Raw genomic sequence first — 24,949 nt, forward strand, 5'->3', positions numbered from 1 at the left:
AGAGCCCTTGCTCGTTAGTTGGTACTGCTTGTTTCGACGTCATGGACCACGATCATCTCGGAATCCAATTCGCCATCGGGGTAGAAGCATGCAAACTCTTGGTCCGCCCCCGCGCTTTCTAGGACCGGCTCCACCTCTAGGCACTTTTTGCGCTTAGCCTCGGGAAGTGCCGCGAAAATCGGGCATCTCGAGGAGAAGTTGCATCCCTTTGGTGCATCCAGCGGGGTGGGGAGATCTCCCTGCAGGATGATGCGTTCCCTGGTGCGCTCTACCTCGGGGTCCGGAACCGGAATGGCCGATAGTAGGGCGCGGGTGTAGGGGTGGCGTGGATTGTCGAAGACGCTGTCCACGTCACCGATTTCCACGATTTTCCCTAGATACATCACAGCTACGCGGTTGGAGATGTGACGGACCACTGATAGATCGTGAGCCACCATCAGGTAGCTCAGACCAAGTTCTGCACGCAGTTTGTCCAAGAGGTTAATAACCCCAGCTTGGACAGAGACGTCCAGTGCGGACACTGGCTCGTCGAGGACCACCAGCTTGGGGTTCACCGCGAGCGCACGGGCAATACCCACGCGCTGCCGCTGGCCGCCGGAGAACTGGTTGGGGAATCGGTTCACGTGATCAGGCTGCAACCCAACCAAGCGCATTAGTTCCATAATGCGGGTACGGATTTCAGCCTTAGGGGTTCCGAGGTTCTCCAGCGGTTCCGCGAGGACCTCGTACACGGTAAAGCGCGGGTCAAGGGCGCCGGTGGGATCCTGGAAAACCATCTGGAGTTCCTTGCGCATGGCGGTACGTGCCTTGCCGGTGGAATCTTCTTTGTTGCTGATGCCGGAGATAACTACTTCGCCGTCACCGTCCTTGTTGAACTCCATAATTTCCAGCAAGGTGGTGGTTTTTCCGCAACCGGATTCTCCAACTATGGAGAAGCACTCGCCCTCACGGATATCAAAGGTCAGCCCGTCAACGGCTTTGACGGTACCGATCCGCTTTTTGAGCAGCGCCCCTTTGAGGAGCGGGAAGTGTTTTTTGACGTCCTTGAGTTCAAGAACCTTTTTGCGTTCGGTGCGTTCGATCAAATCAAAACGTGACTCCGGCACGGGCGGTGCTTTGAAGATCTCGTGAACGTCCACACCGGCACCGAGCTTGTTGCTGCGGATGCAAGCAGCGCGGTGACCATCGCCGTCGTCCACAATCTCCAGCGGCGGTTCAGCGGTGAGGCACTCATCCGTGACCAAGGGACAGCGGGGTGCAAAGGAGCAGCCCGTAGGGGCGTTTAGAAGGTTTGGTGGGGTGCCGTTGATGGGCACCAGGGAGGTCTTTTGGGAGACGTCCACGCGGGGAACAGCACCCAACAACCCCATGGTGTAGGGCATCCGAGGGTTGTAGTAGATGTCATCCACGGACCCAGTTTCTACCGGCTTGCCCGCGTACATGACCATGATGTCGTCAGCCATGCCGGCCACCACACCGAGGTCGTGGGTAATCATCACCACTGCGGCCCCGGTCTCTTCTTGAGCCGTGTGGAGGACTTCAAGGACCTGCGCCTGGATGGTGACGTCCAAAGCGGTAGTGGGTTCGTCAGCGATCAAAACCCGCGGGTTGTTGGCAATAGCGATGGCAATCATCACGCGCTGGCGCATACCGCCGGAGAACTCGTGCGGGAAAGACTTGAGCCGGGCCGCCGGGCTGGGGATTCCCACCATGCCCAAAAGTTCGACGGCGCGGGCTTCTTTAGCCTTTTTGCTCACCTTGGGGTTGTGAACGGTAAGTGCCTCAATGATCTGTGTACCCACCGTGTACACCGGCGTTAAGGATGAAAGCGGGTCCTGGAAGACCATGGCAATGTCGCTTCCGCGGTACTTGCACATGGCTTTGTCGCTCAAACCGAGAAGTTCATTGCCGTGCAAGCGGACGGAGCCGGTGATCTGCGCGGTTTCCGGCAGCAGTCCCATAATCGCCATAGACGTGACGGATTTTCCTGATCCGGATTCGCCCACAATGCCCAAAGTTTTGCCAGCACGGAGGTCAAAATCAACGCCACGAACAGCGTGAACAGTTCCGTTCTCAGTGTTAAAGCGGACGTTGAGATCCCGAACCGAAAGAACCGTGTCACTCGGTGCGCTCAGGCCCGCTTGGTGCAAGCGTTCAACGGGGGTGGCCTCTTCGACGGAATTTGGCATGCTGTTGGCGCTCATTTTTTCTTCTTCTTTGCTTTGCCAATTGAGCTAGAGCTCGGGTCGAATGCGTCACGAAGGCCATCATTCATCATGGCCAAGGAACCGGTCAGCAGGAACATCACCAGCAAGGGGAACCAGAACATCCACGGGAAGGTTTGCACTTGCGAGGTGGCCTGACCAATCAGAACGCCGAGGCTGACGTCCGGAACCTTGATGCCAATGCCAATAAAGGAGTAGGCAACCTCCGCCAGAATCGCGTACGTAACACCACGAGTGATTTCTAAAACCAAGAGTGAACCAATGTTGGGAACTAGGTGGTTCCAGACAATCTTCATGGGCGGAACACCCATGTAGCGGGCTGCTTTGACGTAATCGCGTTCCATCAAGGACATGGACAGCGAGCGGATCAAACGAGCCGTTCCCATCCAGCTGAAAACAAGCAACACAATAATCAACAGCAGCCAGCTAGGAAGAGTGTCCTTGAGTGCGCCTGAACCGCCGCCGGTGGCAACAGCCACTACCAGTAGGGCCGGCATCATAATGAGCGCTTCGAGGATAAAGAGCATGACTTTGTCTACTTTGCCGCCAAAGTAGGCCATAGAGGTGCCATAAACGGCCGCGATAAGTACAGATACCAGACCGACGATCAACCCGATCAGGATCGAGATGCGGGTACCTTCTACCAACAAGGCATAGAGGTCAATACCGGCCTGTGAGGTGCCCAAGTAGTGCTCGCTGGAGGGCTCCATACCAATGTTGAACGCGTCAATGGTTTCTTTGTCCCAGCTGGTGAAGAACCCACCAATCCAGGAAAAAATGGTGAGCGCCACAAAAATGGCCAAGCCTGCTACGGCCGTTTTATTGCGCATAAAGCGCCGGAAGATGATCCGCCCTTTGGCGATGACCACTTCCTCGTTCTCAAGTTTTGTCTCTGCGTGCTCCGCAGCGGTGTTGAGCGAATCTACCGTGGACATAATTACGACACCCTTACTCGCGGGTCAACAAGGGTGGTTGCAAAGTCAGCCAATATGGCACCGATTGCGAAGATCACGGATCCGTAGGCCAAGGTAGCCGTGGCGCCGTTGACGTCTTGAAGACCAATGGCGTCAATGCTCCAGGATCCAACACCGGGCCAAGCGAAGATCTTCTCGGCGAAGAAACCGCCAGCAAAAATAGCCGGAATGGTGAACGCAATGCTCTGTGCCACGGGGATAAAGGAGACTCGCAGTGCATGCCGGGAAATGGCTTGGTTGCGGGTGAGTCCTTTAGCCCGGGCAGTGCGAACAAAGTCCGCGTTGACGTTATCGAGCAAATACTGCCGTTGAGCAATCTGGTACCCGCCCCAACCAATCACCGTGATGGCGAAGGTTGGCACAGCATAGTGGGCCATCAAATCTACAAAGCCTGCCCAGCCTCCGGGGGCGTCCGGGCTGGATATACCAGTGACAAAGAAAATTCGGTCACCCGAGTTTTCGTTGATGTTGATCGCTGCCAGCTGGACCAAGAAGTAGGCAATTGGCGCCGGGATGATGTGGACTAAGTAGCTGTAAGAGGTCACCACACGGTCTGAGATTTTGTATTGCCGCGCTGCCGAGTAAACACCCAGCGCCACACCGATGATCAGCGTCAGGATAATTGAGGCGATGAACAGGCGGGTAGAAATCCACACGCGGTCACCGAACTCGGCGTTAACAAAGGAGCCATTAGGGCTCCGGCCCCAGTCCCAGCGGGTCACGATGCCGGTGAGCCACTGAACATAGCGGTCCCATGCGCTCATGTTCGGATCAAGCCCCTTAAGCGCAAAGCTGTGCTGGACCTGCTCGGGGGTGGGCTTGGGGATCTTCTCTTGCTCCAAGAGGGCTGGCCTCATGGTGGTCACTGCAAGGAAGTATCCGGCGGTGGTGGTCAGGAAGATCATCACCACGTAGGTGGCGGAACGCTTCAGAAGGTACTTGAGCATCGTTTTACTAGAACCTCGTCGAGTCTGCGACGAAGCAAGCCGCGGAGGGCAGGAAGCTGCCTCCGGGGGTTCGCTCGCAATAGATCAGTGCGCTCAATGTATGTCCTTCCCTGGGTCCGTCCACCAACTTTTGATCAGTGTGTGACGGGTCACATTCCAGAGGAAAGTATCACAGGATTCCCAGCCAATTTGAGGGCGCGCAGCGTAAACCGCGGAGTTAGCGCCCATATTGTTATGAAAATACGCTTTCACGTTATTTGACTGGACGAATCGCCGGCGGCAGGTTACCTTACCCCGCCATGACCAAACGCGTCACGAGTTCTTTCCAGCCGTCAATGAGGCGCTGAACAGGCATTTTGTGCCGCTCCACAGCATTGAGAATTCGCTCTGCTTCAAGCGTGGCGGCCAAGTTTGCTGCCATCACCCACGCATCTGCGGTGACCCCGGCTTCGGTGAGCAGCAACTCAAGGTGGCGGCGGGAAAGGATGGCCGGCGCGGCGTCGTGCCTATTTGTCACACCGTTCTCCGCTTCCACCACAATCTGTCCAAGTTTCAGGATGAGATGGATCCGCTCTACGCCGTAAGAGATCAGCCGCTCTAGAGCGGGGGCGCCAGGGCCCAGTGGCGGTGGGCCAAACATAAAGGCACGTTGGAAGTCGGCCTCGGCCTCACTGATCAACGTCATCATTAGCCCACCGCGGCTACCAAAATGCCGGAACGCCGTTCCCTTTCCAACCTTGGCCCGGGACGCCAAGTTGTCCATGGTCAGCGCGTGGGCGCCACACGATTCAATTAATTCGTGAGCGGCGTCTAAGAGTGCTTGGCGATTCCTGCTGGCATCACTGCGCGCAGAAGGCCTTGGTTGGGGCCCATGGAGTTGTAGCGGCAGTTTGCTCACAAAATAAAGTCTAAGCCCGGGAATAGAAAGCGGACTGCAGTCCGTTTAGCCCTCTGAACGACTTCTAGTCTTCACCCCAGACCGCCCTCCGGCGGCCCAATCAAGGAGTACATATGTCTAAGAGCACCGTTCTCACTCTCGTGGGAAGCCTTCGCACCGAATCCATCAACCGCAAGCTCGCCGAGACGGTCAAGGCCTTGGCCCCCGAAAACGTTGAGGTTACCATCGCCGACACCCTGGGTGACATTCCGTTCTTTAACGAAGACATCGACGTGGAAGGCAAGGTCCCCGCAGCCGCTCAGGCACTTCGCGACGCCGCTGCTGCAGCAGATTCGCTTTTGCTGATCACCCCGGAGCACAACGGAACCATGACCGCCCCGCTTAAAAACGCTATCGACTGGCTATCCCGCCCGCACGGTACTAGCGCCCTGTCCGGCAAGCCAGTTGCCGTGATCGGCACAGCTTACGGTCAGTTCGGCGGCGTGTGGGCCCACGATGACGCCCGCAAGTCCGTTGGAATCGCCGGCGCAAAGGTTCTTGAAGACGTGAAGCTCGCCATCCCGGGATCCATGATCCGCTTTGCTGAAATCCACCCCAAAGATGACGCTGAGGTTGTAGAGCAGGTCAAGGCACTATTTGCACCTATCACTGCCGCGGTTGATACCACCAAAGAGGCAGCCGCTTAGGCCCCTCCCCCCGCTCCCGCCCCGGACGCCGACCACCGAGCTCTTTTATGGTCAACGTCCGGGGCGGCGCTGTTTAAGTGCAAGCGTTCGAGAACTTTTTGGCAACAACTGTTGCCTAACTGACAACCTCGGGTTGTATCCTGAACTTGTGACCCATCAAACATTGAACGAGGACGCTCAGAAGCTGCCCGCCGAAGCCCTAGATGCCTTGGAGCGTGCCGCGGATTCCGCGAAACGCCACGAATTGCTCTTCTCTGAACGGGCCGCCAACATTAAGCAGTCCGCCGTCCGGGATGTATTTGATATCTCCATGCGCCCCGGACTGGTGTCTCTTGCTGGCGGAAACCCCTACTTGCAATCCCTCCCGCTTGAACGCCTAGGTCAGGCCGCCGCCAAGATTATTTCCGAGCAAGGTATGGAGGCCCTGCAGTACGGTGGCGGTCAGGGTACCGAAGAGCTCCGTACGCAGATCTGCGAAGTGATGGCAGCCGAAGGTATCACCGACGCTGGTCCCGAAAATGTGGTGATCACCGCCGGCTCACAGTCTGCACAAGACGTGGCCACCAAGGTCTTTTGCAACCCGGGCGATGTGGTTCTGGTGGAAAACCCCACCTACGTGGGCGCGCTGAACACCTTTGAGGCCTATGAGGTTGAAGTTGAAGCGATCGAAATGGATCAGGATGGCCTTATCCCTGAAGTCCTAGAAGAGCGCATTGCCGCATTGGTCGCCCAGGGCAAAAACATCAAGTTCCTCTACACCATCCCCAACTTCAACAACCCTTCCGGCATCACCCTGGCCCAAGAGCGCCGCCAGCGGATCGTAGATATATGCCGTGCGGCGAATATCTTGGTTTTGGAGGATAACCCTTACGGGCTTTTGCGCTTTGACGGTCACCCCTACGCCCCCATGCGAGCAGCGAACCCACACGACGTGATCTACATGGGATCCTTCTCCAAAATCTTCGCTCCGGGCTTGCGCGTTGGCTGGGCGCTGGTCCCAGCCCATCTCCAGCGCCGCTTTTACCTCGCATCCGAGGCCGTCACTCTGTGCCCACCCACACTCAACCAAATGCTGATCTCCGCCTACCTGCGTGACTTTGACTGGCGCGGGCAGATCGAAACCTACCGGGCACTTTATGAGGAACGCTGCACCGCTTTACTGGCAGCCCTCGAAGAGCACATGCCCCAAGGTGTTTCGTGGACCAAGCCAGAAGGTGGATTCTTTGTGTGGGTCACACTCCCAGAAGGGGTTGACACGTACCCCTTGTTGCAAAAGGCGATCGAAGCCGGCGTCGTATTTATTCCTGGGGCCGCATTTACGCACGGTGACGAACCGTCCAACAAGCTTCGCTTGGCATTTAGTGTGGTCCCGCCAGAGACCATCGCAGAAGGCGTCCGCAGGCTGGCACCTGTTCTTAAAGACGCCATCACTGCGCTCTGAGACGCGCCGCTGTAGTCTAAGCAATAACGTGTGCGGCTTGCGTGCCGAATTTCAGTACAACAAAGGAGTCAAACCATGTCCGGTGTAGTTCTTGTCGGTGTAGATGGCAGCGAAACTGCCAAGCGAGCTGCTCAAAAAGCATTGACCATGGCCACTGGCCTCGGTGCCACACTTCACGTTGTAAGCGCCTTTGACAGCGATCGCACTGAGGTTTTTGGCAGTGGCAGCGATACTTGGATTGTTTCTGACGCGGACGACGCCGAGAAGGTCGCCAAGTCTGTTGCGAACGACCTAGGCGGCGCACCTGCCGTGACGTATTCCTCGGCGCGGGGCAAGCCGGCAGAAGCTTTGGTCAAGGAAGCCGAGCGTCTCAACGCTCAGCTGATCGTGGTGGGAAACCGCCGTATGCAGGGACTCGGCCGAGTGCTGGGTAGCGTTGCCAACACGGTAGCTCACACCGCTCCGTGTGACGTTTTCATCGCCAAGACGGACATTGAAGAGTAATCAGCCTCACTGAACGCACAAAAGAGCCCCCTAAATCTCGGCGGATTTAGGGGGCTCTTTCTGCTTAGTTGACCAGCTACTCGAACACCTGCTTAATTGAGCACCTCCCCTAATCGAGCAACAGGGCTGGCTCTTCAAGGATGGCTGCAACGTCTGCCATAAAGCGAGCCGAGAGGTCTCCGTCCACCACACGGTGATCGAAGGAGCCGCCGAGTGTGGTGATCCAGCGCGGGATCACCTCACCGTCGAGGACCCATGGCTTTTGCTTGATGGTTCCGAAGGCCACAATCGCCACTTCACCCGGGTTGATGATGGGCGTTCCGGTGTCGATACCCAGCGCACCAATGTTGGTGATGGTCAGGGAACCTCCCTGCATATCTGCGGGTTTGGTTTTGCCGGCCCGGGCAGTGGTGGCTAGTTCATTCAGAGCAGTGGCCAGTTCCTTCAGCGAAAGGTCCTGGGCGTTTTTGATGTTGGGAACCATCAGGCCGCGCGGGGTGGCGGCTGCGATTCCCAGGTTCATAAAGTGCTTTACGTGGATCTCTGCACCGCTTCCGTCCTCGGTGTCAGACCAGGTGGCGTTCACGCTGGGGTTGCGCGCTGCCGCCCAAATGACTGCCTTCGCAAGGATCAGCAAGGGCGAAACTTTGATTCCTTCAAAATCGCGAGAGACCTTGAGGCGCTTCACAAACTCCATGGTTCGGCTGGCATCAACGTCAACAAAAATGCTCACGTGCGGGGCAGAGAAGGCCGAATTCACCATGGCCGTGGCTGTTGCCTTGCGGACACCCTTGACCGGAACGCGTTCAATTCGCTGTTCTTGAGTGCCCGTATTCGACCGCCAGAAACCTTCAGCCTGATCTACCTCGGCGTCACGTTGCGCCTGGTAGCTGACCAAGTCATCACGGGTGACTTCGCCGCGTGCACCGGTGGGAACAACGTCGGCGAGGTCGATTCCAAGATCACGAGCGATCTTACGGACTGGCGGTTTGGCCAAAACGCGGTTAACCAAACCGGAGAGTGCGACGCCGATCCCCGGCTTTTCAGCCGACCGCACCCTGGGGCTGGGGCTTGGCGCAGCTGGGGCTGCGGCTGGGGCTGCGGCGGGGGCGGGGGCGGGTGCAATAGTGCCGGGTACAGGCGGTGCTGACGCAACCGAGCCTGTCTGTGAAGCTGCTGGCGCTGCGGTTCCCGCAGCGGATGCTGCAGCTGCGCGGGGGCGGCGCTTAACGGCGTCGGCCTTGGGACCTGAACCCACCAAGGGACCCGGCGCTGCGTCCTCGGAATCTGCAGCGGGAAGTGTTCCGTACATGGGTTGCTCCACCGGCTCAGCAGCAGATCCCGTCGCTGGGGATGCAATGGCCGCGGGTGCCTCGGTGGCGTCACCCACGGAAATGATGGGCGTCCCCACCTCAATGGTTACGCCCTCCTCAGCCAGAAGCTCTAGAACGGTCCCAGCAAAGGGGGAAGGCAATTCCACAAGGGACTTAGCCGTCTCAATCTCGCACAGGACATCGTTGATCGCCACAACGTCGCCGGGCTTTACCTTCCAAGCCACAATCTCGGCTTCGGTGAGGCCTTCGCCGACGTCTGGCAGGTTGAACTTGTTCACGCTCATGGAATCCGCCCTTTAGGGAAAAGTCGAGTTCGGAAATATGGTGGGAGTAGCGGGGTGAACCGCTGGCTCAGTAGCTGAAGGACCGGTCAAGAGCTTCCAAGATCCTGTCGATGTCCGGTACGTAATGTTCTTCAACCTTGGCCACGGGATACGGCAGGTGGAATGCGCCAACGCGGATCACCGGAGCTTCGAGGTGCAAAAATGCACGCTCGCTAATGCGGGAGGCAATTTCTCCGCCAATACCACCAAAGGTGGGAGCCTCATGGGCAACCACTAGCCGGCCGGTCTTTTTGACCGAGGCTTCCACAGTGTCAAAGTCGATCGGGGAAATGGATCGCAAATCGATCACCTCCACACTGTGGCCGTCCTCCTGAGCCGCCTCGGCTGCAGCGAGCGCAACGGGAACCAGCGGACCATAGGCAACCACTGTGGCGTCGGTGCCTTCGCGCAGCACGTGGGCCTTGTGAGGATCAGCTGAAGCACCGGGGCTTTCAAGATCCACTTCCCCCTTGAGCCAATAACGGCGTTTGGGTTCAAAGACAATAACCGGATCCTGAGAGTCGATGGCTTGCTGGATCATCCAGTAGGCGTCATGCGGGTTGGAAGGGGTGATGATGCGCAGCCCTGCCGTGTGAGCGAAGAGCGCTTCTGGAGACTCTGAGTGGTGTTCTACTGAACCAATACCGCCACCGTAAGGGATACGAATCACCACGGGAACCGTGAGGTTGCCGTTGCTGCGTGCGTGCAGTTTTGCCAGCTGGGTGGTGATTTGGTTGAAGCCGGGGAATACAAAACCGTCGAACTGAATCTCGCATACGGGCCGGTAGCCGCGCAGCGCCAGCCCAATGGCCGTTCCGATGATTCCGGACTCTGCCAGCGGGGAATCCACTACACGGTCCGGGCCGAATTCTTTGAGCAGGCCTTCAGTGACGCGGTAAACACCACCAAGTGCTCCGATGTCTTCACCCATCAAGAGGGTGGTTTCGTCCTTGGTCAGGGCCTCACGCAATCCCGCCGTAATGGCCTTGGCAATGGTCATGGTGGTCACTGGGCCACTCCTTCGGCGGTGTCAGTGGCTGTTGCCTCGTCTGCGCCGGCGAACCCGGCTTCGTATTGCTGGAACCACGCGAGTTCTTCAGCCACCAGAGAGTGCTGCTCGGCATAGGCGTTGGCGAAGGACTCGCGGAAGTCCGGGCCTTCGAGGGCCAGAGTGGTTTTGCGGACATAATCGGCCAGCTCCACACCGTCTGCTGCTACGGATTCAAAGAAGGCGTCGTCTGCGAAGTCTTGAGCACGCAAATACTTTTCTAGACGCTCCAGCGGATCTTTGGCCCGCCACTGCTGCTCTTCGGAGGATTCGCGGTACTTGGTAGGGTCATCGGCCGTGGTGTGCGCGCCAACCCGGTAGGTAAAGGCTTCGATCAGTACCGGACCCTTGCCCTGGCGAGCATGCTCAAGTGCCCACTCGGTCACAGCATGCACGGCAATGACATCGTTTCCGTCCACCCGGATTCCCGGGAACCCGTAGCCATTGGCACGCTGGCTCAACGGCACCTTAGTTTGCACGGCGGTGGGAACGGAAATAGCCCAGTGGTTGTTCTGGCAGAAGAAAACCACTGGCGCGTTAAAGCTCGCTGCAAAGACCATAGATTCGTGAACGTCGCCTTCAGAGCTGGCTCCGTCACCAAAATAAGCGACGACGGCGCCTGGCCCGGTCTGGCTGGTGATCCCACGTTTCTGGTCGCGTTGGATGCCCATGGCATAACCAACTGCATGCAGGGTTTGTGCCGCGAGGACCAAAGTGTAGAGGTGGAAATTGTTTTCGCGAGGGTCCCAACCGCCATTGGAAATTCCACGGAATTGCTTGAGCAGTTCGGCCATGTCAACGTCACGCGTGAGAGCCACACCGTGTTCGCGGTACGTGGGGAACAGATAGTCCTGCGGTTGTGTGGCGCGGCCGGAACCGATTTGAGCAGCCTCTTGTCCCGTGAGCGGAACCCAGAGGGCTAACTGGCCTTGGCGCTGGAGGGCAGTGGCTTCTTGGTCGAAGCGGCGAACCTTGGCCATGTCCCGGTAGAAACCTTTAAGCTTCTCCGGATCCAGTTTTTGGGCATAGCTAGAGAAGAACGCGTCCTCTTTCAGCACACCGTCTTGATCCAAAAGCTGGATCATTCCGGCTCCCGGGCCACCCTGGACTTGCTGGGCCCACGCTTCTTGGACGTTGTCTTGCTCCACACCATCGAACTCGGTGGTGGGTAACGTAGCTTCACCCATGCCGTCTCCTTGCCTGCCGCTTCAACCAGCATTTTCACCGGATATATTCCCCAAATGGCATGCATTCCATTTGGGGAATATGTATTACTTCCGCAGTTCACTTTAGCGGGGAAAGGCCACGTTTACAGCGGTTGTTAAGCGCTAGGATCCTCGCGGCGCTTTTGTATACCCGGCACACATCGCCAAAAAGCGGGTGTTTGCTTCGGGCTCACCAATGCTCACACGCACACCTTCGCCAGCAAAGGCACGCACGCTCAGTGCGTGTTCAGCAGCGAGCGCGGCAAACTCAGCACTATTGTCCCCAACGTTGAGCCAAACGAAGTTCCCTTCGGCTTGTGGAATGTCCCAACCAAGGTCTTTGAGCCCGTCCACTACACGCTCCCGCTCGTCAACAATGCTCTGAACCCGACATTCAACGTCAGCGTAGTTTTCCAGGGAGGTAATAGCTGCCCGTTCGGCAATTTGAGACACGGCAAAAGGTGTGGCTGCCTTGCGCAATTGAGCGGTGATTCCTGCTTGGGACACCGAGTAACCCACGCGCAAACCAGCCAAGCCGTGGGCTTTGGAGAAGGTCCGCAGCACAATGACGTTGGGGTACTTCTTGTACATTTCTAGGCCATCAACGGCTTCCGGGTCACGAACGAATTCTTGGTACGCCTCATCAATCACCACAACCACGTTCGAGGGAACCCGCTTAATAAAAACTTCGGTCTCCTCGGCACGCAACACCGGGCCGGTGGGGTTATTTGGGGTGCATAGCAGAATCACGCGGGTGTGCGCGCCAATTGCCTCTGCCATTGCCTCGAGGTTGTGCCGGCCGTCTGAAGTTAGCGGCACTTGAACACTTTGGGCACCAGCAAGACTCACCGAGATGGGGTAGGCCTCGAAGGAGCGCCAAGCGTAAATCACTTCGTCTGGTTTGCCGTCGTCGTTGGAACCGGCAAAAGCCGCCAAAATCTGGTTCAACGCCCCTAGGCTTCCGGATCCGGTGACAATATCCTCGGCCGGGACCGCGGAGAAACTGCTCAGTGCTTCACGCAGCGCCGTGCTGAGCGGGTCCGGGTACCGGTTGAAGTCTTGGAAATCAGCGATTGCAGCCGATACTGCCGGGATGGGCGGTAATGGGTTCTCGTTGGAAGAGAGCTTGTAGCTGGTCAGACCGTCAACAGGTGCGGGAGGTTTTCCTGCGGCGTAGGCGGGAAGGGTCTTCAGTACTGGGCGGGGATGCGGAGCGGCGGCAGCTGCAGCGCCTTCCGTGGTGGTGTGCTCGGAAGTCATTCCCTTAGCCTAGTCCGAACGCTGGCCCGAACTCCCTGACTTATCTGCAGCTTTGTGTGCCAGCATTGAGGCATGCTCTCCTTTATCCTCAAAGTCTTGATCAATTCCTTGGCGCTGTGGGTTGCAAGTTTCCTGTTGCCAGGCCTGACAATAGCTTCCACTGCAACGGCCAACGCTGCGGCGAACGCGGGTGCCGGGGACAACTCAGCCACCGTTGGTGTAGTGCTGGCCTATTTGTTCATCGGGCTCATTTTTGCTTTGGTGAACACCCTGATTCGGCCTTTGATCAAGCTTCTGGCGTTGCCGATCACGGTCCTTACGCTGGGTTTGTTCAGCATTATTATCAACGCGGGCATGCTTTACCTGACGGCTTGGCTCAGCGGCTATACCCCTGTTCATTTGCAGATCGACGCGTTCTTTTGGACGGCAATTTTGGCTTCCCTGATCATCAGCGTGATCTCACTGGTGGTAGGGGGAATGACCAAGCCACTCACCAAACGGAGCTAGTGGCTAGTTTGCGAGCGTCATAATTTCTGCACCCGTTTCGGTGATCGCTACGGTGTGTTCACTATGGGCGGTGCGGCACCCAGTGGAGCTTCGGAGCGTCCAGCCGTCGGGGTCTGTAACGAGCTTGTCTGTGTCTACCATCACCCACGGTTCGAGGGCGATCATCAGCCCTGGGCGGAGGACGAATCCCCGGCCTGGGCGGCCCATGTTGGGAACGTGAGGATCTTGGTGCATGGTGGAGCCAATGCCGTGACCACCGAATTCAAGGTTGATCGGATAACAGGCTGCTTTCAGAACAGCGCCCATGGCGTAGGCGAGGTCGCCAATTTTGGCTCCAGGCTTGGCAGCGGCAATTCCGGCTGCGAGCGCCCGCTCGGTGGTTTCAATGAGTGCAACATCTTCTGGCTTGTGGTTGGCCCCAACCACAAAGCTGATGGCTGAATCCGCGGCGATACCGTCTTTCAGAACTGCGAGATCAAGGGTGAGGAGATCCCCGTCAGCGAGCGCGTAGTCGTGCGGTAGTCCATGAAGCACTGCATCGTTGACGGAGGTGCAGATATAGTGACCGAACGGTCCTGAACCGAAGGCCGGCGCGTAATCCACGTAGCAAGACTCAGCCCCGGCTTCGAGGATCATCTCTTTGGTCCAGCGATCGATTTCAAGGAGGTTGGTGCCTACTTGGCACTTGCTTTTAATGGTCTGCAAAATGGTGCCAACCAGAGCACCTGTGACTCGTGCCCGGCCAACTTCTTGCTCATTAAGGATCTCGATCATTGCGCGCCTTTCACGGTTCGGTTCACCGGTCAGCGTACTCGCGCCATGCGATAGTTGCCATGAGCGGGGCTGGCTACCCCATATGTCCGCGATCTCTCCCCGTGTAGATAGTTCGGGTTCGACGCCGCGCAACCGGACCTCGACCGTCCACATCGGGGCCATTACCGCGACCATACGTCCCACCCACAGTCGCACCCGCAGCCGCACCCGCAATGAGTGCCCCGCCTGCCACCAACCCGCCCGCGGCCACTCCGGTTCTCTCATTTTCTGCGTCTGCATTGTCCGGGGCTGCAAGCACATCCGGGCCCAAGATTGAGTTCATCACTTTGCGGTGCTCAACGATGGCCGGATCCGTGCTGGTATCTAGCACTTTTGCACCGCTTACGTAATTATCTAGATTATGAGCATTTTGGATGGTTTTGAGCCTAGCCCCTTCGTTATCCAGGCTTCTGCCCGGGTACCTATCGGTGGTGACCGTTGTGAAATTGGGGGTAACTGGGTTTGCTAGGCCATCGGTACTGGGCACAATGTCATCGGTATTTTCAATAGCCAGAACACTCACGGTCTGTGGCACATGGAATCTGGCCACCGGGCTACCGGCAACGTTGACCGCTTCAACATGAAACTTGGCCATAAATTCCGGATCTGCCGCGAGCGCCATGGCATGGATTCCACCTTGGCTGTGACCGTTGAGAATCACATGATCCTCTGGGGTTACTCCCTGTTCCTGTAGGGCTCGTTCCACAAGGACTTGGGCCATTGCACGTCCGCGCGACATTCCGACAATGTTCCCCTCCCAATCGTGGACACCATACGTATCTGGCAACAATTCCCCTTGGGTCCCGGGGATGCTGACGATCACTGCGTACGTGCCATCCTTTCGAGGGATCTTCTCCACGATGATGGACGAATTTGGCGCCGTTGATTCGACTTTGTTCCCAACCCCTGCTTCGGGTGTGGAGGCATCTGAGAGCGGAAGGTCCCCAGCAGCGCGTTGAACACCAGCGAAAGCAGAACCCAAAGTGCCTAGACCGGTGGTGTCATCATCCACAGGCAAATCGGAACTTTTGTAGGCGAGAGCTCCGGCACGAAACGCTCCCGTGAGCAGTGCACCCAAGCTGAGCATCCACGTGAACCGTTCAACTCCGGTTAAACCACTCGCCTTACCAGCCCAGTCCCAGACATACCCACCAACTGGTCCTAAGGCAGCAACCGTTATGCTCGGCACCCCCGCCACTAACCCTTGGGCCGCTAGGCCGATTCCTGGCTGCGACACGGCCAGAGCGTCAGCTTCTTGATACCTTGTGGCCGAGCTGTCAGCTTCTCGAGCCATTTCCCGCAGAGTTGAACCTAACCGAACAAGCTTTTGGCCAGCCTCATCAGCTGCAGCAAGTCCGCCCACAACACCCAACCCCAAGTCCAGCCCCACACCCATGCCCCATGCATTGGAGCTGTACCTCAGCCGGTTTCCATGCTGACGGATGGCCATGCTGCGGTAGTCCAAGAGGTCAGCGCTCTCTCGAAATGCCGCCGCGCTACGGCGCAGATCCTCAATCCGTACGTGGCTCCCACCGTACCTACGCCCGTTCACCGAATAGTGCGCCCCAGGCGAGTCGTCCTCGTTCACCGGAAGCCGCTCGATAGCGCGGACCTACTCGAGCCCGCACGCCCGTTGCCTGGCTCAAAATTTTGTAGCCAGACCGCAGCCGCACGTAAGTCCTCTGCGGCGTAGCGCAGTTCCCCGGCTCGGCGGTGTACACAATCGCGAAAAGCCTCACCTGCAATGGATTTCCACTCCGCGACTCCGGCTGCGAGAACTCTGTCTCTGATGTCCTCAACGGCCACCGCATCCGCCTTAAGTAATTCAATAACTGCAGCAAGATCGGCCGCCCGCTCTTCCACACTCGCCCCGCCCACCGCACACTGCAGCGACGGGTCGAAACCATGTTCACTCATTGCCTACCGCCTCCCAACGTACAAGTACCTAATGCCCGCTTTCCACATCCTCGACGCTACTGAAACTGGGCGGCTAGCGATGGGCCCAGAACAACTATGTGGACAACTTGGCGATATTGCTTATGTGGAGGAAAAGTCACGCAATTCAGCACAACCTGCCGGTAGGCAAAGTTCGTGAAAGAATTGCCCTATGCCTGAATCTGCCGCCACAGCTGTGTCCCGTACGCCCTCCGGCCGTTTGGCCCTCGCCAACGCTTCGGAGCAAATTGCTTTGGGGCCGCTAGACGGCCGCTACCAGTCCGCCGTCGCGCCTTTGGTTGACTACCTGTCCGAGGCGGCACTGAACCGCGACCGCGTTGCCGTTGAAGTTGAATGGCTCATTCACCTGACCAGCAACAACGTTCTGCCCGGGACCACACCACTGGGCGCCGAGCAGCAGGAAAAATTGCGCGCAATCGTCACTGAATTCGATGCCGCCTCCGTCAAAGAGCTAGCCGAGATCGAAGCCATAACAGTTCACGACGTCAAGGCTGTTGAGTACTACATTGGCCGCCGCCTGCCGGCAATCGGCATCGAGAACCTGACAGCACTGGTGCACTTTGGATGCACCTCAGAAGACATCAACAACCTCTCCTACGCCCTGGGCATCAAGGGCGCCGTGGAGAGCGTTTGGTTGCCGGCAGCCCGCGCGCTGGTAGCCCAAATCAGCACCATGGCCCGCGACAACCGCGATGTCCCCATGCTTTCCCGCACCCACGGTCAGCCAGCCACCCCCACCACTTTGGGGAAAGAGCTCGCCGTTACTGCGCACCGTTTGACCCGCCAGCTGGAGCGCATTTCCAAGACCGAATACTTGGGCAAAATCAACGGCGCCACCGGCACCTATGCAGCCCACGTGGCTGCAGTTCCGAGCGCCGATTGGCAGAGCGTTGGCAAGGGATTTGTTGAAGGTCTGGGCCTGACGTGGAACCCGTTGACCACTCAGATTGAAAGCCATGACTGGCAGGCAGAGCTGTACGCCGATATAGCCCGTTTCAACCGCATCCTGCACAACGTTTGCACGGACATTTGGAGCTACATTTCCATCGGCTACTTCCGCCAGATTCCGGTTGCTGGTGCCACTGGGTCCTCCACCATGCCGCACAAGGTGAACCCGATCCGCTTCGAAAACGCCGAGGCAAACTTGGAGATCTCCAACGGTTTGCTGGACACTCTGGGCGCAACTTTGGTGACGTCCCGCTGGCAACGTGACCTCACTGACTCCTCGAGCCAACGCAACATCGGTGTGGCTTTTGGTCACTCTCTCCTGGCTATTTCCAACGTTTCTAAGGGTCTGGAGCGCCTGGACGTGGCGGAGGAGGTTCTGGCCGCGGACCTGGATCAGAACTGGGAAGTTTTGGGCGAAGCCATTCAGATGGTGATGCGCGCCGAGGCTATCGCCGGTGTTGAGGGCATGGAGAACCCGTACGAGCGCCTCAAGGACCTCACTCGTGGTCAGCGCGTTGATGGCGCCCGGATGCAAGAATTTGTGTCAGGTTTGGGCTTGAGCCCGGAGGCGCAGGAGCGTTTGCTCGCATTGACGCCGGGCCTTTACACAGGTATTGCTGACGCCCTGGTGGACCACCTCAAGTAACCTCGGCTGCAAGACAACACGATTCGGTGAAACGCAGAGTTTTCCTTGTTGCACTGAGCGGGAAACTGGCCCGAAACAACAGCAAGCCAGCATGGAGTGATGAATCATTCTGCAACTGGTCCAAGTCATGAGCTTGCGTGCGAGGTGTGTGGCAGGCTCCCTGAACCGCCTAAGGCACGGCTGACTGTGGCCAACATCGCCGCCATGCTGCCTATTGAGCTAGTGGTGCACGCCGTAGTGGTGGAATCCCATCTGCCGTACGTGTTGAAAGTTTTGGTTTTGACGCTCACGGCCACAGTGTTGGTGATCTGGGTGGCTGAGCCTTCGGCTGCCCGTGTTCTGCAGCGCTGGTTGCACGCTCCAGCGCTGAAAAAGCGACGGCGACTGCACAGTTCTGCATCCCTGTGGCGCGCCCGGGTGGTACTGCGGGATGAGCCCGGCGCACTCGAGTCCGTGACTCACGAGCTGGCCCGGCATGATGTTAATATTCTGAGCATCCACGTCCATCAGCTCAGCGGTGCAGTGATGGACGAGTTAGTTCTTTCGGCCCCCGCCGAGTTGTCCGAGCGGAAGATCTTGCAGTATTTGAGCGAGGGCGGCGGCACCGGTCCAGCCCTGTGGCCCACCACCGCGTTGGCTCTCGCCGACGGGCAAACAATGGCTTTGAGTCTTGCAATCAGAGTCAGCGAACGTCCGGCGGAGCTGGGCCTAGCTGTTGCGGAACTGCTCCGGGCCAAGCTGGGATTACCCGACGGCGAGCGATACCCGGGCGAGGAGGCATGTGTGATGAAATTGCCTACAGCCTTTGGGCCGCCATTGGTCCTCAGTAGGCCTGGTGAGCCGTTTACCCCTGCCGAGTCAGCTAGGGCTCACCGGCTGGCCGAACTGGCAGAACGCACCGAACTCGCCACCCTCAACTGAGGGACTCGCAGCACGATGCCTCCACCTAGGAAGCCGCTACGGAGGAGGCAGCGTGGCCTTTCAGGAGAACTCGCCGCGGATCTTGAGCGCGTTTGGTAGCAGTGTCATTTGGACGTGACTCGCCTCGCCAACGTGATCGCCGTCCAGCTGAATGTCTTGGGGTTTTTCTACTTCAATTTCCACACGGGTTCCGGTGTAGTACTCCACGGCAGGATTCGCGGCTCTACTGCGGCCAAATATTCGTCCAGCTATACCGGCCACCACCGCCACCCAGCCAAAGGCGCCGCTGGGCGCCATCACCATCAAGTCCAGTACGCCGTCGTCGATTTTTGCGCCAGGGAAAACTTCAAGTCCGCCCTGGACGCGGCCGCAGTTGCCGCCCATCACGCTGCGCACCCGGCGGCGGATGGTGTGGCCGCCGTCGATGTGGATTTTCGCTTTGACCGGTTCCCCTTGCAGGTTCCGCAGGCCGGCGTCTACATAGGCCAAGAAACCCACCTTGTCCTTGAGGTCCGAGTCGGTGTCCGCCATAATCGTTGCGTCGAAGCCCAAGCCTGCCATCACAGCGTAGATTTGTTTGTCCTGGGAGTGGTCAAGCACTATCTCAACGGCGTCGATGCTGCGCTCGGTGGATCCGAAAGCCGAACGGACTGCGCCTTCTGGGTCAGCTAGATTGATGCCCAAGTTGCGGGCGAGTAGGTTTCCCGTGCCCAGCGGTATGACTGTCATGGCTATCCCGGTGCCAGCCAATACTTCGGCCACACAGCGTACGGTGCCGTCACCGCCAGCTGCCAGTACGACGTCGACCCCGGCCTTAAGCGCTTCACGCGCCATTCCAACACCCGGGTCATCCACGGTAGTTTCCAGCCAAAGCGGTTCGGCCCAGCCATTTTCCTTCGACTGCGTTTCAAGGACAGCGCGGAAGTCCACGTCGGTGGATTTTGACGGGTTGATAACAATGGCTGCGCGTTTGGCGGTCATGGTGTCCTCGGCGGTTGGAACGGTGCGGTGTCTTGATGTTGAGACTACCGCGCGGCTGGCTACCAATCGGCGAGGCGGCGCTACTCGGACCTCTTACACAGCAATTACCGGCGCGAAACGCAGACGCAACAATGCAGTTTCAGACTGGTTTTACCAGCAGTTTGTTCGGTAGTAACGCTTGGTCAGGAGGATCCGATGCTTAAGGAAGTCAGCCACAGTTCCACCCGGGTTCGGCGCATCGATCAATTGCGCCGAGGTGACGAGATTGAAGCGCGTGTGTTCGTTGGACCGCACTTTGATGACGTGGTGATCCGCCGAGGCCGTGTCCAAGAAACAGCACCGGGGATCGGCGTTGTGTGGATTCGGGAACAAGAAACCGGCGCACGCAAAGTCATCAATGCCGAGGAGTGCAGCCTATGGCGAGTGGCTTGAACCCAGTAGCGGCTGCCGCGTCAACCGCCAGCCACTGACTGGATTATTACAATCTCCCTGACGGCGGTCACTTCGGTGGCCAAGCCGTTGAGACGCCGGATTTCTTCGCCGTCCACGTAGATATTCACGTGACGGCGTTGAGCTCCGGTTTCGTCCCGCAGCCGCCTCCCCAGCACAGAGTATTGCGCCGTTACAGCGTCCAGAATTCGGGCCACAGAAACGGCCTGGTTTTCCAGCTCTGGGGCTATTTCAACTGTTAGTTCGGACTGTCCTTGGGCCAGTTGGTGCAACATGCTGGGCAAGCGAACCGTGAATTCCACGTGAGTTTCTGTCATGGTTTGGTGTGCGGAACGGCCACGGGAACTTTGGCGGCGCGGACACACAAGACGTCCGGTAGGTGTGAGGCAATCTCAGTGAACGTTTCTCCTTCGTCAGCGCTTCCGTAGACCGAGCCGCCGCGTGTGCCTAGGTAGACGCCCACCTTTTCCCCGACGTTTGAACCCCCACTGTCTACCGCGGCGGCATCACGCAACACCACGTTGTATTCAAAGTCCGGCAGACCGTCGTCGAGCCTTTTCCAGGTTGCGCCAGCGTCGTCGGTGCGGTGGACGGCCAGTTTTCCCTCTGGTGGGATGCGTTCGCCGTCAGCTTTGATGGGCACTACCCACGCTGTGCCAGCGCGCGTGGGGTGGGTGAGCATAACAAATCCGAAGTCGGCGGGAAGCCCTTCGGCAATGGAGACCCAAGAATCTGCGTTGTCATCAGTACGGTAGACGCCGTGGTGATTTTGGGCGTAGAGGCGGCCTAGAACTTGTGGATCGGCGGCAATCTTGTGGACGCATTGGCCGAATTCTGGATACGGGTCCGGGTTGAAGTATGCGGAGATACCCTTGTTCTTGGCTTCCCACGTTTCCCCCGCGTCTAGGGAGCGGTACACGCCACCAGTGCTCATCGCCACGTGCACGTTTTGACCGTCCGGAGCCACCACTACTGAGTGGACGGCACCACCGCCAAAACCTTCGCCCCAGTCCGGACGATGGGGGTGGTTCCAGAGTCCGCGGTTGAGTTCAAAATGTTCGCCGCCGTCAGTCGATTTCCACACCGAGATAGGTTCGACGCCGGCCCACACCACGCCTGGCCGGGCGTCGGAGTCAGGGTACAACTGCCAGATTCGTTCCACTGCAGCTTCGGTGTCCGGTGGGAAAGTTATTGCCCCGTTTTCTGGCTCGGTCCATGTGACACCGAGGTCGTCAGAGTGGGCCACTGTGGGGCCCCAGTGTTCGGATCGGATGCCCACCATCAGGCGCGTCTTCCGCCCCCTAGCGTCGATGCCGATACTGGGGACTTCGCTCATAAAAAAGTGTGGGCCGTCAAGCGTCCACGCGCGCCGGTCCGGGCTAGTGGCAAGCCACAAGCCCTTTTTGGTGCCAATTGCTAGGAGGTATTGCTGCTGATCGCCTGTTTCCAGTTCATCCTGAATGGCCATGAGGCCATGGAACCACCTTGCGGGCGATGTAGCAATGGTTGCCGGAAACCGGCTCACTGGAGGCTCGAGAAAATAAAGTTAAAGTAGTTTCAATTCCTACTGGTGAAACGTGTCATCACACAGTAGGCTCATTTCAGCAGGGAGACATAGGACCTGCCCCAAAAGCTGCTCCAGAGTGCGTATCCCCCAATAACGCACTCTGGAGCTTTTTTGTGCCTCGAAGATGCTTGCCACATACCCCCCTGGGGTATACATTGATCTTATGGACAGCAGCACCACCACAACCACTCACGGCTACCACTCCAACAAGGACGCCTACCTCAAGCGACTCAAACGCATTGAGGGGCAGGTTCGCGGGATATCTCGCATGGTGGACGAGGACCAGTACTGCATCGACATCCTGACCCAAGTGGCAGCCGCCAATAAAGCCCTGCACGCGGTCAGCCTGGGCTTAGTTGAAGAGCACATTGGTCACTGCGTGGTGGGTGCCGCCTCCGAACCAGACCCCGAACTTCGCGCCCAAAACATTGACGCCAAAGTCAAAGAAGCCACTGAGGCCATTGGCCGATTGTTGCGCTAACCCAGCTTTTACACACCCACCAACACAGGAGCACACCATGAGCACCGCTTTCCCCTTCACCACCACTGTTGACGTTTCCGGCATGACCTGCGGTCACTGCGTCTCGTCCGTGACCGAAGAACTCGAAGCGATTGACGGCGTCGAATCCGTTTCGGTTGACCTGAACGCCGGCGGAACATCCACAGTGACCATCGGCTCCACTCGCCAAGTCGCCACCGAAGAACTCGGAGAATCAATCGCCGAGGCCGGTTACCTCATGGTGAACAACAACGCATAACCGCACGGGCCCACATTCTCGTGGCCCGGCAATGCGCTGGAACCAGCGCACGGAGAGGCAGCAGTGACACAGCACAGCATCCATCACACCAGCGCCCCACGCATTGTGGAGCTGGATATCGAAGGTATGACCTGCGCTTCATGCGTGAACCGTGTGGAGCGAAAACTCGGCAAAATCGAGGGCGTTGAGGCCACAGTCAACCTCCCGCTGGAGTCCGCCCACGTGAGCGTTCCGGAGTCAGTCAGTGACCAAGAACTGCTCGACGTCGTTGCCGCCGCTGGGTACAAAGCCCGCCTTCGCGCCCAGCCGGAAGATCATCACGAGCACAACCACACCGACCACATGACCCACGGCCCGGCGGCAAATGTCATTAAGCCGCGGCTAATTCTGGCCATCATCCTGACCGTGCCGGTGTTCCTAATCTCGATGATTGAGCCGCTGCATTTCCCCAACTGGGGCTGGGTTGTGGCGATTCTGGCACTTCCGGTGGTGACGTGGTCCGCTTGGCCGTTCCACCGTGCCGCTGCTATCAACGCCCGCCACCTAGCTTCCACCATGGACACACTTGTTTCTATTGGTGTGATTGCTGCGTACCTATACTCTGCCGTTCAGCTCATCGCGCACCCCACCATGACTGCATCCTCCGAGATGAGTTCCATGGCCGGTGGGCTGTACTTCGAAGTGGCCGCAGTGGTCACTGCGTTTCTGCTGCTGGGCCGCTTCCTTGAAGCGAAAGCAAAGGCCCAGGCAGGTGATGCTCTCAAAACCCTGCTGAGCCTTGGGGCCAAGGACGCGCTGGTTCTCCGAGATGGTCAAGAGCTGAGCATTCCGGCTAGCGAGCTGATTCCCGGAGACGTTTTTGTGGTCAAACCGGGCACCAAAATCGCCACCGACGGAGTGGTGGTCGGGGGAAACTCGGCCGTTGACACCTCCTTGGTCACTGGCGAGTCACTGCCCCGCGAAACCGGCCCTGGCGATGCGGTTACGGGCGCCACCATCAACACCTCGGGCAGGCTCCTAGTCCGCGCTACTCGGGTTGGTAGCGAAACCACCTTGGCGCAGATGGGACGGCTGGTTTCTCAAGCACAGACCGGCAAGGCCCCGATTGCCCGGCTCGCGGATAAGATTTCCGGAGTTTTTGTCCCAGTTGTTTTGGGTTTGGCCGTGTTGACGTTTGTTCTCTGGCTCACTTTTGGTGGAGGCCTCAATGCTGCGGTGACTGCCGCCGTCGCGGTTTTGGTGATTGCCTGCCCGTGCGCACTTGGTTTGGCCACACCGGTTGGTTTGCTGACCGGGACCGGCCGTGGTGCGCAATTGGGCATTCTGATCAAGGGCCCGCAAGTTCTTGAGGACACCCGCACCGTAGACACCATTGTGTTGGACAAAACCGGCACCGTGACCAGCGGACAGCTATCCGTAGAGTCAGTTCTTCCGATGACTGACCACACCTCGCGCTCAGTGTTGATGCTCGCTGGGGCCCTTGAGGCCGCCTCCGAACACCCGCTCGCGCAGGCCATAACTGCCGCAGCGCGCAGTGGTTCGGGCCTAGGAAAAACGGACGACGCCGGCGGGTTGGCTAGCGTTGAAAACTTTAATTCCGCTCCCGGCGGCGGAGTCTCTGGAAACGTCTCCGGAGCTCCAGTTTTGGCTGGGCGTTCCGGCTGGCTCCTTGAACAGGGCGTGGACGTTTCCACAGCTCAAGAGGCAGTTGCTGACGCTGAGGCCAGTGGCGGTACAGCAATTGTGGTGGCGGCTGACGGCGTTGCGGTGGGCGTGATTGTGCTTCGTGATTCGCTTAAGCCTGGTTCGGTAGCGGCGATTGCCAAGCTCAAGGAACTGGGATTGCGGCCAGTTTTGCTTACGGGTGACAACCAGGGTGCGGCCGAGCAAGTTGCCGCGGCTGTAGGCATTGACCCGCATGATGTTTTTGCTGGTGTGCAACCTGCCGGGAAAGTCGCTGCCGTACGGAAACTGCAGGAAGCCGGCGCGATTGTGGCCATGGCCGGTGACGGCGTAAATGACGCAGCAGCTTTGGCGCAAGCGGATCTGGGCATCGCCATGGGTTCAGGAACTGACGTTGCCATGGAAGCTGCCGATCTGACAGTAATGGGCAGCGACCTCAACCAAGTGGTCACAGCCATAGAGCTGTCCCGGGCAACGCTCAAGACCATCAAAACCAACCTGTTCTGGGCGTTCTTCTACAACGCGATCGGCATCCCTGTGGCCGCACTAGGTCTACTGAATCCGATGATCGCGGGCGCAGCAATGGCCGCGAGCTCTGTACTGGTGGTGGCCAACTCGCTGAGGCTGCGCAGCTTCGGAAAGTAGCCCCTGCCACACCAACTCACTAGTCACCTGGGTGATGGGTTGTTGTGTATGGGTAGTGGTTCCCATCGACAGTGTGTGGGGCTGTGGGTAGGTTTTAGGTAATGGTTCTTCCGGAAATCGCCGGGAATCGTATGTGGGGGATACCGGCAGAAAAAGTTCGGTTCCGCAGATGATGAAGGAGTAAATGTTATGGCTATTTGGGGTGCAGATATTGCTCAGCTCAAGACTC

General features: G+C 58.2%; 23 protein-coding genes. 10 read left to right on the forward strand and 13 right to left on the reverse strand.

Features of this window, described 5'->3' with window-relative positions; all coding sequences use genetic code 11:
• Positions 1–14: 14 nt before the first annotated feature.
• The 4 genes from ACQQCD_RS12330 to ACQQCD_RS12345 all read right to left on the reverse strand — a co-directional run bounded on the left by ACQQCD_RS12330 (position 15) and on the right by ACQQCD_RS12345 (position 5,044).
• Positions 15–2,204: a dipeptide ABC transporter ATP-binding protein gene (locus ACQQCD_RS12330; protein WP_430268672.1), complete on the reverse strand. Its 2,190-nt coding sequence runs from the start codon at positions 2,202–2,204 to the stop codon at positions 15–17.
• Complete coding sequence (locus ACQQCD_RS12335) at positions 2,201–3,160, reverse strand: ABC transporter permease (RefSeq protein WP_430268673.1); 960 nt, start codon at positions 3,158–3,160, stop codon at positions 2,201–2,203. The genes ACQQCD_RS12330 and ACQQCD_RS12335 overlap by 4 nt, the downstream gene beginning before the upstream one ends.
• 2 nt (positions 3,161–3,162) lie before the next feature.
• Complete coding sequence (locus ACQQCD_RS12340; protein WP_430268674.1) at positions 3,163–4,146, reverse strand: ABC transporter permease; 984 nt, start codon at positions 4,144–4,146, stop codon at positions 3,163–3,165.
• Positions 4,147–4,435: 289 nt separating this feature from the next.
• Entirely contained in the window at positions 4,436–5,044 is a 609-nt protein-coding gene (locus ACQQCD_RS12345; RefSeq protein WP_430268675.1) for a TetR/AcrR family transcriptional regulator, read from the reverse strand.
• Positions 5,045–5,157: 113 nt separating this feature from the next.
• On the opposite strand from ACQQCD_RS12345, the gene ACQQCD_RS12350 reads away from it, so the two are divergent.
• The 3 genes from ACQQCD_RS12350 to ACQQCD_RS12360 all read left to right on the forward strand — a co-directional run bounded on the left by ACQQCD_RS12350 (position 5,158) and on the right by ACQQCD_RS12360 (position 7,675).
• Positions 5,158–5,730: an NAD(P)H-dependent oxidoreductase gene (locus ACQQCD_RS12350; RefSeq protein WP_430268676.1), complete on the forward strand. Its 573-nt coding sequence runs from the start codon at positions 5,158–5,160 to the stop codon at positions 5,728–5,730.
• 148 nt (positions 5,731–5,878) lie between these two features.
• Positions 5,879–7,171 carry a PLP-dependent aminotransferase family protein gene (locus tag ACQQCD_RS12355; RefSeq protein WP_430268677.1) on the forward strand — a complete coding sequence of 431 codons (1,293 nt, stop codon included), beginning with the start codon at positions 5,879–5,881 and terminating at the stop codon, positions 7,169–7,171.
• 75 nt (positions 7,172–7,246) lie between these two features.
• Entirely contained in the window at positions 7,247–7,675 is a 429-nt protein-coding gene (locus ACQQCD_RS12360) for a universal stress protein (protein WP_430268678.1), read from the forward strand.
• 109 nt (positions 7,676–7,784) lie between these two features.
• Here the strand turns inward: ACQQCD_RS12360 and ACQQCD_RS12365 are convergent, their stop codons facing one another.
• The 4 genes from ACQQCD_RS12365 to hisC form a co-directional block, all read right to left on the reverse strand.
• Complete coding sequence (locus ACQQCD_RS12365; protein WP_430268679.1) at positions 7,785–9,293, reverse strand: dihydrolipoamide acetyltransferase family protein; 1,509 nt, start codon at positions 9,291–9,293, stop codon at positions 7,785–7,787.
• 67 nt (positions 9,294–9,360) lie between these two features.
• Positions 9,361–10,341 (reverse strand): alpha-ketoacid dehydrogenase subunit beta, encoded by a 981-nt coding sequence (locus tag ACQQCD_RS12370; protein ID WP_430268680.1) that lies wholly within the window; start codon positions 10,339–10,341, stop codon positions 9,361–9,363.
• Positions 10,338–11,567 (reverse strand): pyruvate dehydrogenase (acetyl-transferring) E1 component subunit alpha, encoded by a 1,230-nt coding sequence (pdhA, locus tag ACQQCD_RS12375; RefSeq protein WP_430268681.1) that lies wholly within the window; start codon positions 11,565–11,567, stop codon positions 10,338–10,340. The genes ACQQCD_RS12370 and pdhA overlap by 4 nt, the downstream gene beginning before the upstream one ends.
• Before the next feature lie 141 nt (positions 11,568–11,708).
• Positions 11,709–12,845 carry a histidinol-phosphate transaminase gene (gene hisC, locus ACQQCD_RS12380; RefSeq protein ID WP_430268682.1) on the reverse strand — a complete coding sequence of 379 codons (1,137 nt, stop codon included), beginning with the start codon at positions 12,843–12,845 and terminating at the stop codon, positions 11,709–11,711.
• 72 nt (positions 12,846–12,917) lie between these two features.
• On the opposite strand from hisC, the gene ACQQCD_RS12385 reads away from it, so the two are divergent.
• Entirely contained in the window at positions 12,918–13,352 is a 435-nt protein-coding gene (locus ACQQCD_RS12385) for a phage holin family protein (RefSeq protein WP_430268683.1), read from the forward strand.
• Positions 13,353–13,355: 3 nt separating this feature from the next.
• Here ACQQCD_RS12385 and map read toward each other — a convergent pair whose 3' ends face one another.
• Entirely contained in the window at positions 13,356–14,126 is a 771-nt protein-coding gene (map, locus tag ACQQCD_RS12390; protein ID WP_430268684.1) for a type I methionyl aminopeptidase, read from the reverse strand.
• A gap of 73 nt (positions 14,127–14,199) precedes the next feature.
• Positions 14,200–15,753: a hypothetical protein gene (locus ACQQCD_RS12395; RefSeq protein WP_430268685.1), complete on the reverse strand. Its 1,554-nt coding sequence runs from the start codon at positions 15,751–15,753 to the stop codon at positions 14,200–14,202.
• 519 nt (positions 15,754–16,272) lie between these two features.
• Here ACQQCD_RS12395 and purB point away from each other — a divergent pair.
• Positions 16,273–17,715 (forward strand): adenylosuccinate lyase, encoded by a 1,443-nt coding sequence (gene purB, locus ACQQCD_RS12400; protein WP_430268686.1) that lies wholly within the window; start codon positions 16,273–16,275, stop codon positions 17,713–17,715.
• A 99-nt stretch (positions 17,716–17,814) separates the two neighbouring features.
• On the forward strand, positions 17,815–18,636 hold the full coding sequence (locus ACQQCD_RS12405; protein WP_430268687.1) for an amino acid-binding protein: 822 nt from the start codon (positions 17,815–17,817) through the stop codon (positions 18,634–18,636).
• A 60-nt stretch (positions 18,637–18,696) separates the two neighbouring features.
• Here the strand turns inward: ACQQCD_RS12405 and ACQQCD_RS12410 are convergent, their stop codons facing one another.
• Complete coding sequence (locus ACQQCD_RS12410; protein WP_430268688.1) at positions 18,697–19,617, reverse strand: diacylglycerol/lipid kinase family protein; 921 nt, start codon at positions 19,615–19,617, stop codon at positions 18,697–18,699.
• A gap of 195 nt (positions 19,618–19,812) precedes the next feature.
• Between ACQQCD_RS12410 and ACQQCD_RS12415 the strand changes: the two genes are divergently transcribed.
• On the forward strand, positions 19,813–20,049 hold the full coding sequence (locus ACQQCD_RS12415; RefSeq protein WP_430268689.1) for a hypothetical protein: 237 nt from the start codon (positions 19,813–19,815) through the stop codon (positions 20,047–20,049).
• A gap of 20 nt (positions 20,050–20,069) precedes the next feature.
• On the opposite strand, the gene ACQQCD_RS12420 is transcribed toward ACQQCD_RS12415, so the two are convergent.
• Together ACQQCD_RS12420 and ACQQCD_RS12425 are read right to left on the reverse strand one after the other, a co-directional pair.
• Positions 20,070–20,384, reverse strand: coding sequence for a MoaD/ThiS family protein (locus tag ACQQCD_RS12420; RefSeq protein ID WP_430268690.1), 315 nt, complete (start codon positions 20,382–20,384; stop codon positions 20,070–20,072).
• Positions 20,381–21,535 (reverse strand): WD40/YVTN/BNR-like repeat-containing protein, encoded by a 1,155-nt coding sequence (locus ACQQCD_RS12425; RefSeq protein WP_430268691.1) that lies wholly within the window; start codon positions 21,533–21,535, stop codon positions 20,381–20,383. Before ACQQCD_RS12425 ends, ACQQCD_RS12420 begins: the two co-directional genes overlap by 4 nt.
• 262 nt (positions 21,536–21,797) lie before the next feature.
• Between ACQQCD_RS12425 and ACQQCD_RS12430 the strand changes: the two genes are divergently transcribed.
• The 3 genes from ACQQCD_RS12430 to ACQQCD_RS12440 all read left to right on the forward strand — a co-directional run bounded on the left by ACQQCD_RS12430 (position 21,798) and on the right by ACQQCD_RS12440 (position 24,720).
• Positions 21,798–22,115, forward strand: coding sequence for a metal-sensitive transcriptional regulator (locus tag ACQQCD_RS12430; protein ID WP_430268692.1), 318 nt, complete (start codon positions 21,798–21,800; stop codon positions 22,113–22,115).
• Positions 22,116–22,152: 37 nt separating this feature from the next.
• Positions 22,153–22,392 (forward strand): heavy-metal-associated domain-containing protein, encoded by a 240-nt coding sequence (locus ACQQCD_RS12435; RefSeq protein WP_430268693.1) that lies wholly within the window; start codon positions 22,153–22,155, stop codon positions 22,390–22,392.
• Positions 22,393–22,455: 63 nt separating this feature from the next.
• On the forward strand, positions 22,456–24,720 hold the full coding sequence (locus tag ACQQCD_RS12440) for a heavy metal translocating P-type ATPase (RefSeq protein ID WP_430268694.1): 2,265 nt from the start codon (positions 22,456–22,458) through the stop codon (positions 24,718–24,720).
• Positions 24,721–24,949: the final 229 nt, after the last annotated feature.

The organism is Pseudarthrobacter sp. J1763 (assembly GCF_050490295.1).
Taxonomy (GTDB): Bacteria; Actinomycetota; Actinomycetes; order Actinomycetales; family Micrococcaceae; genus JBNPEO01.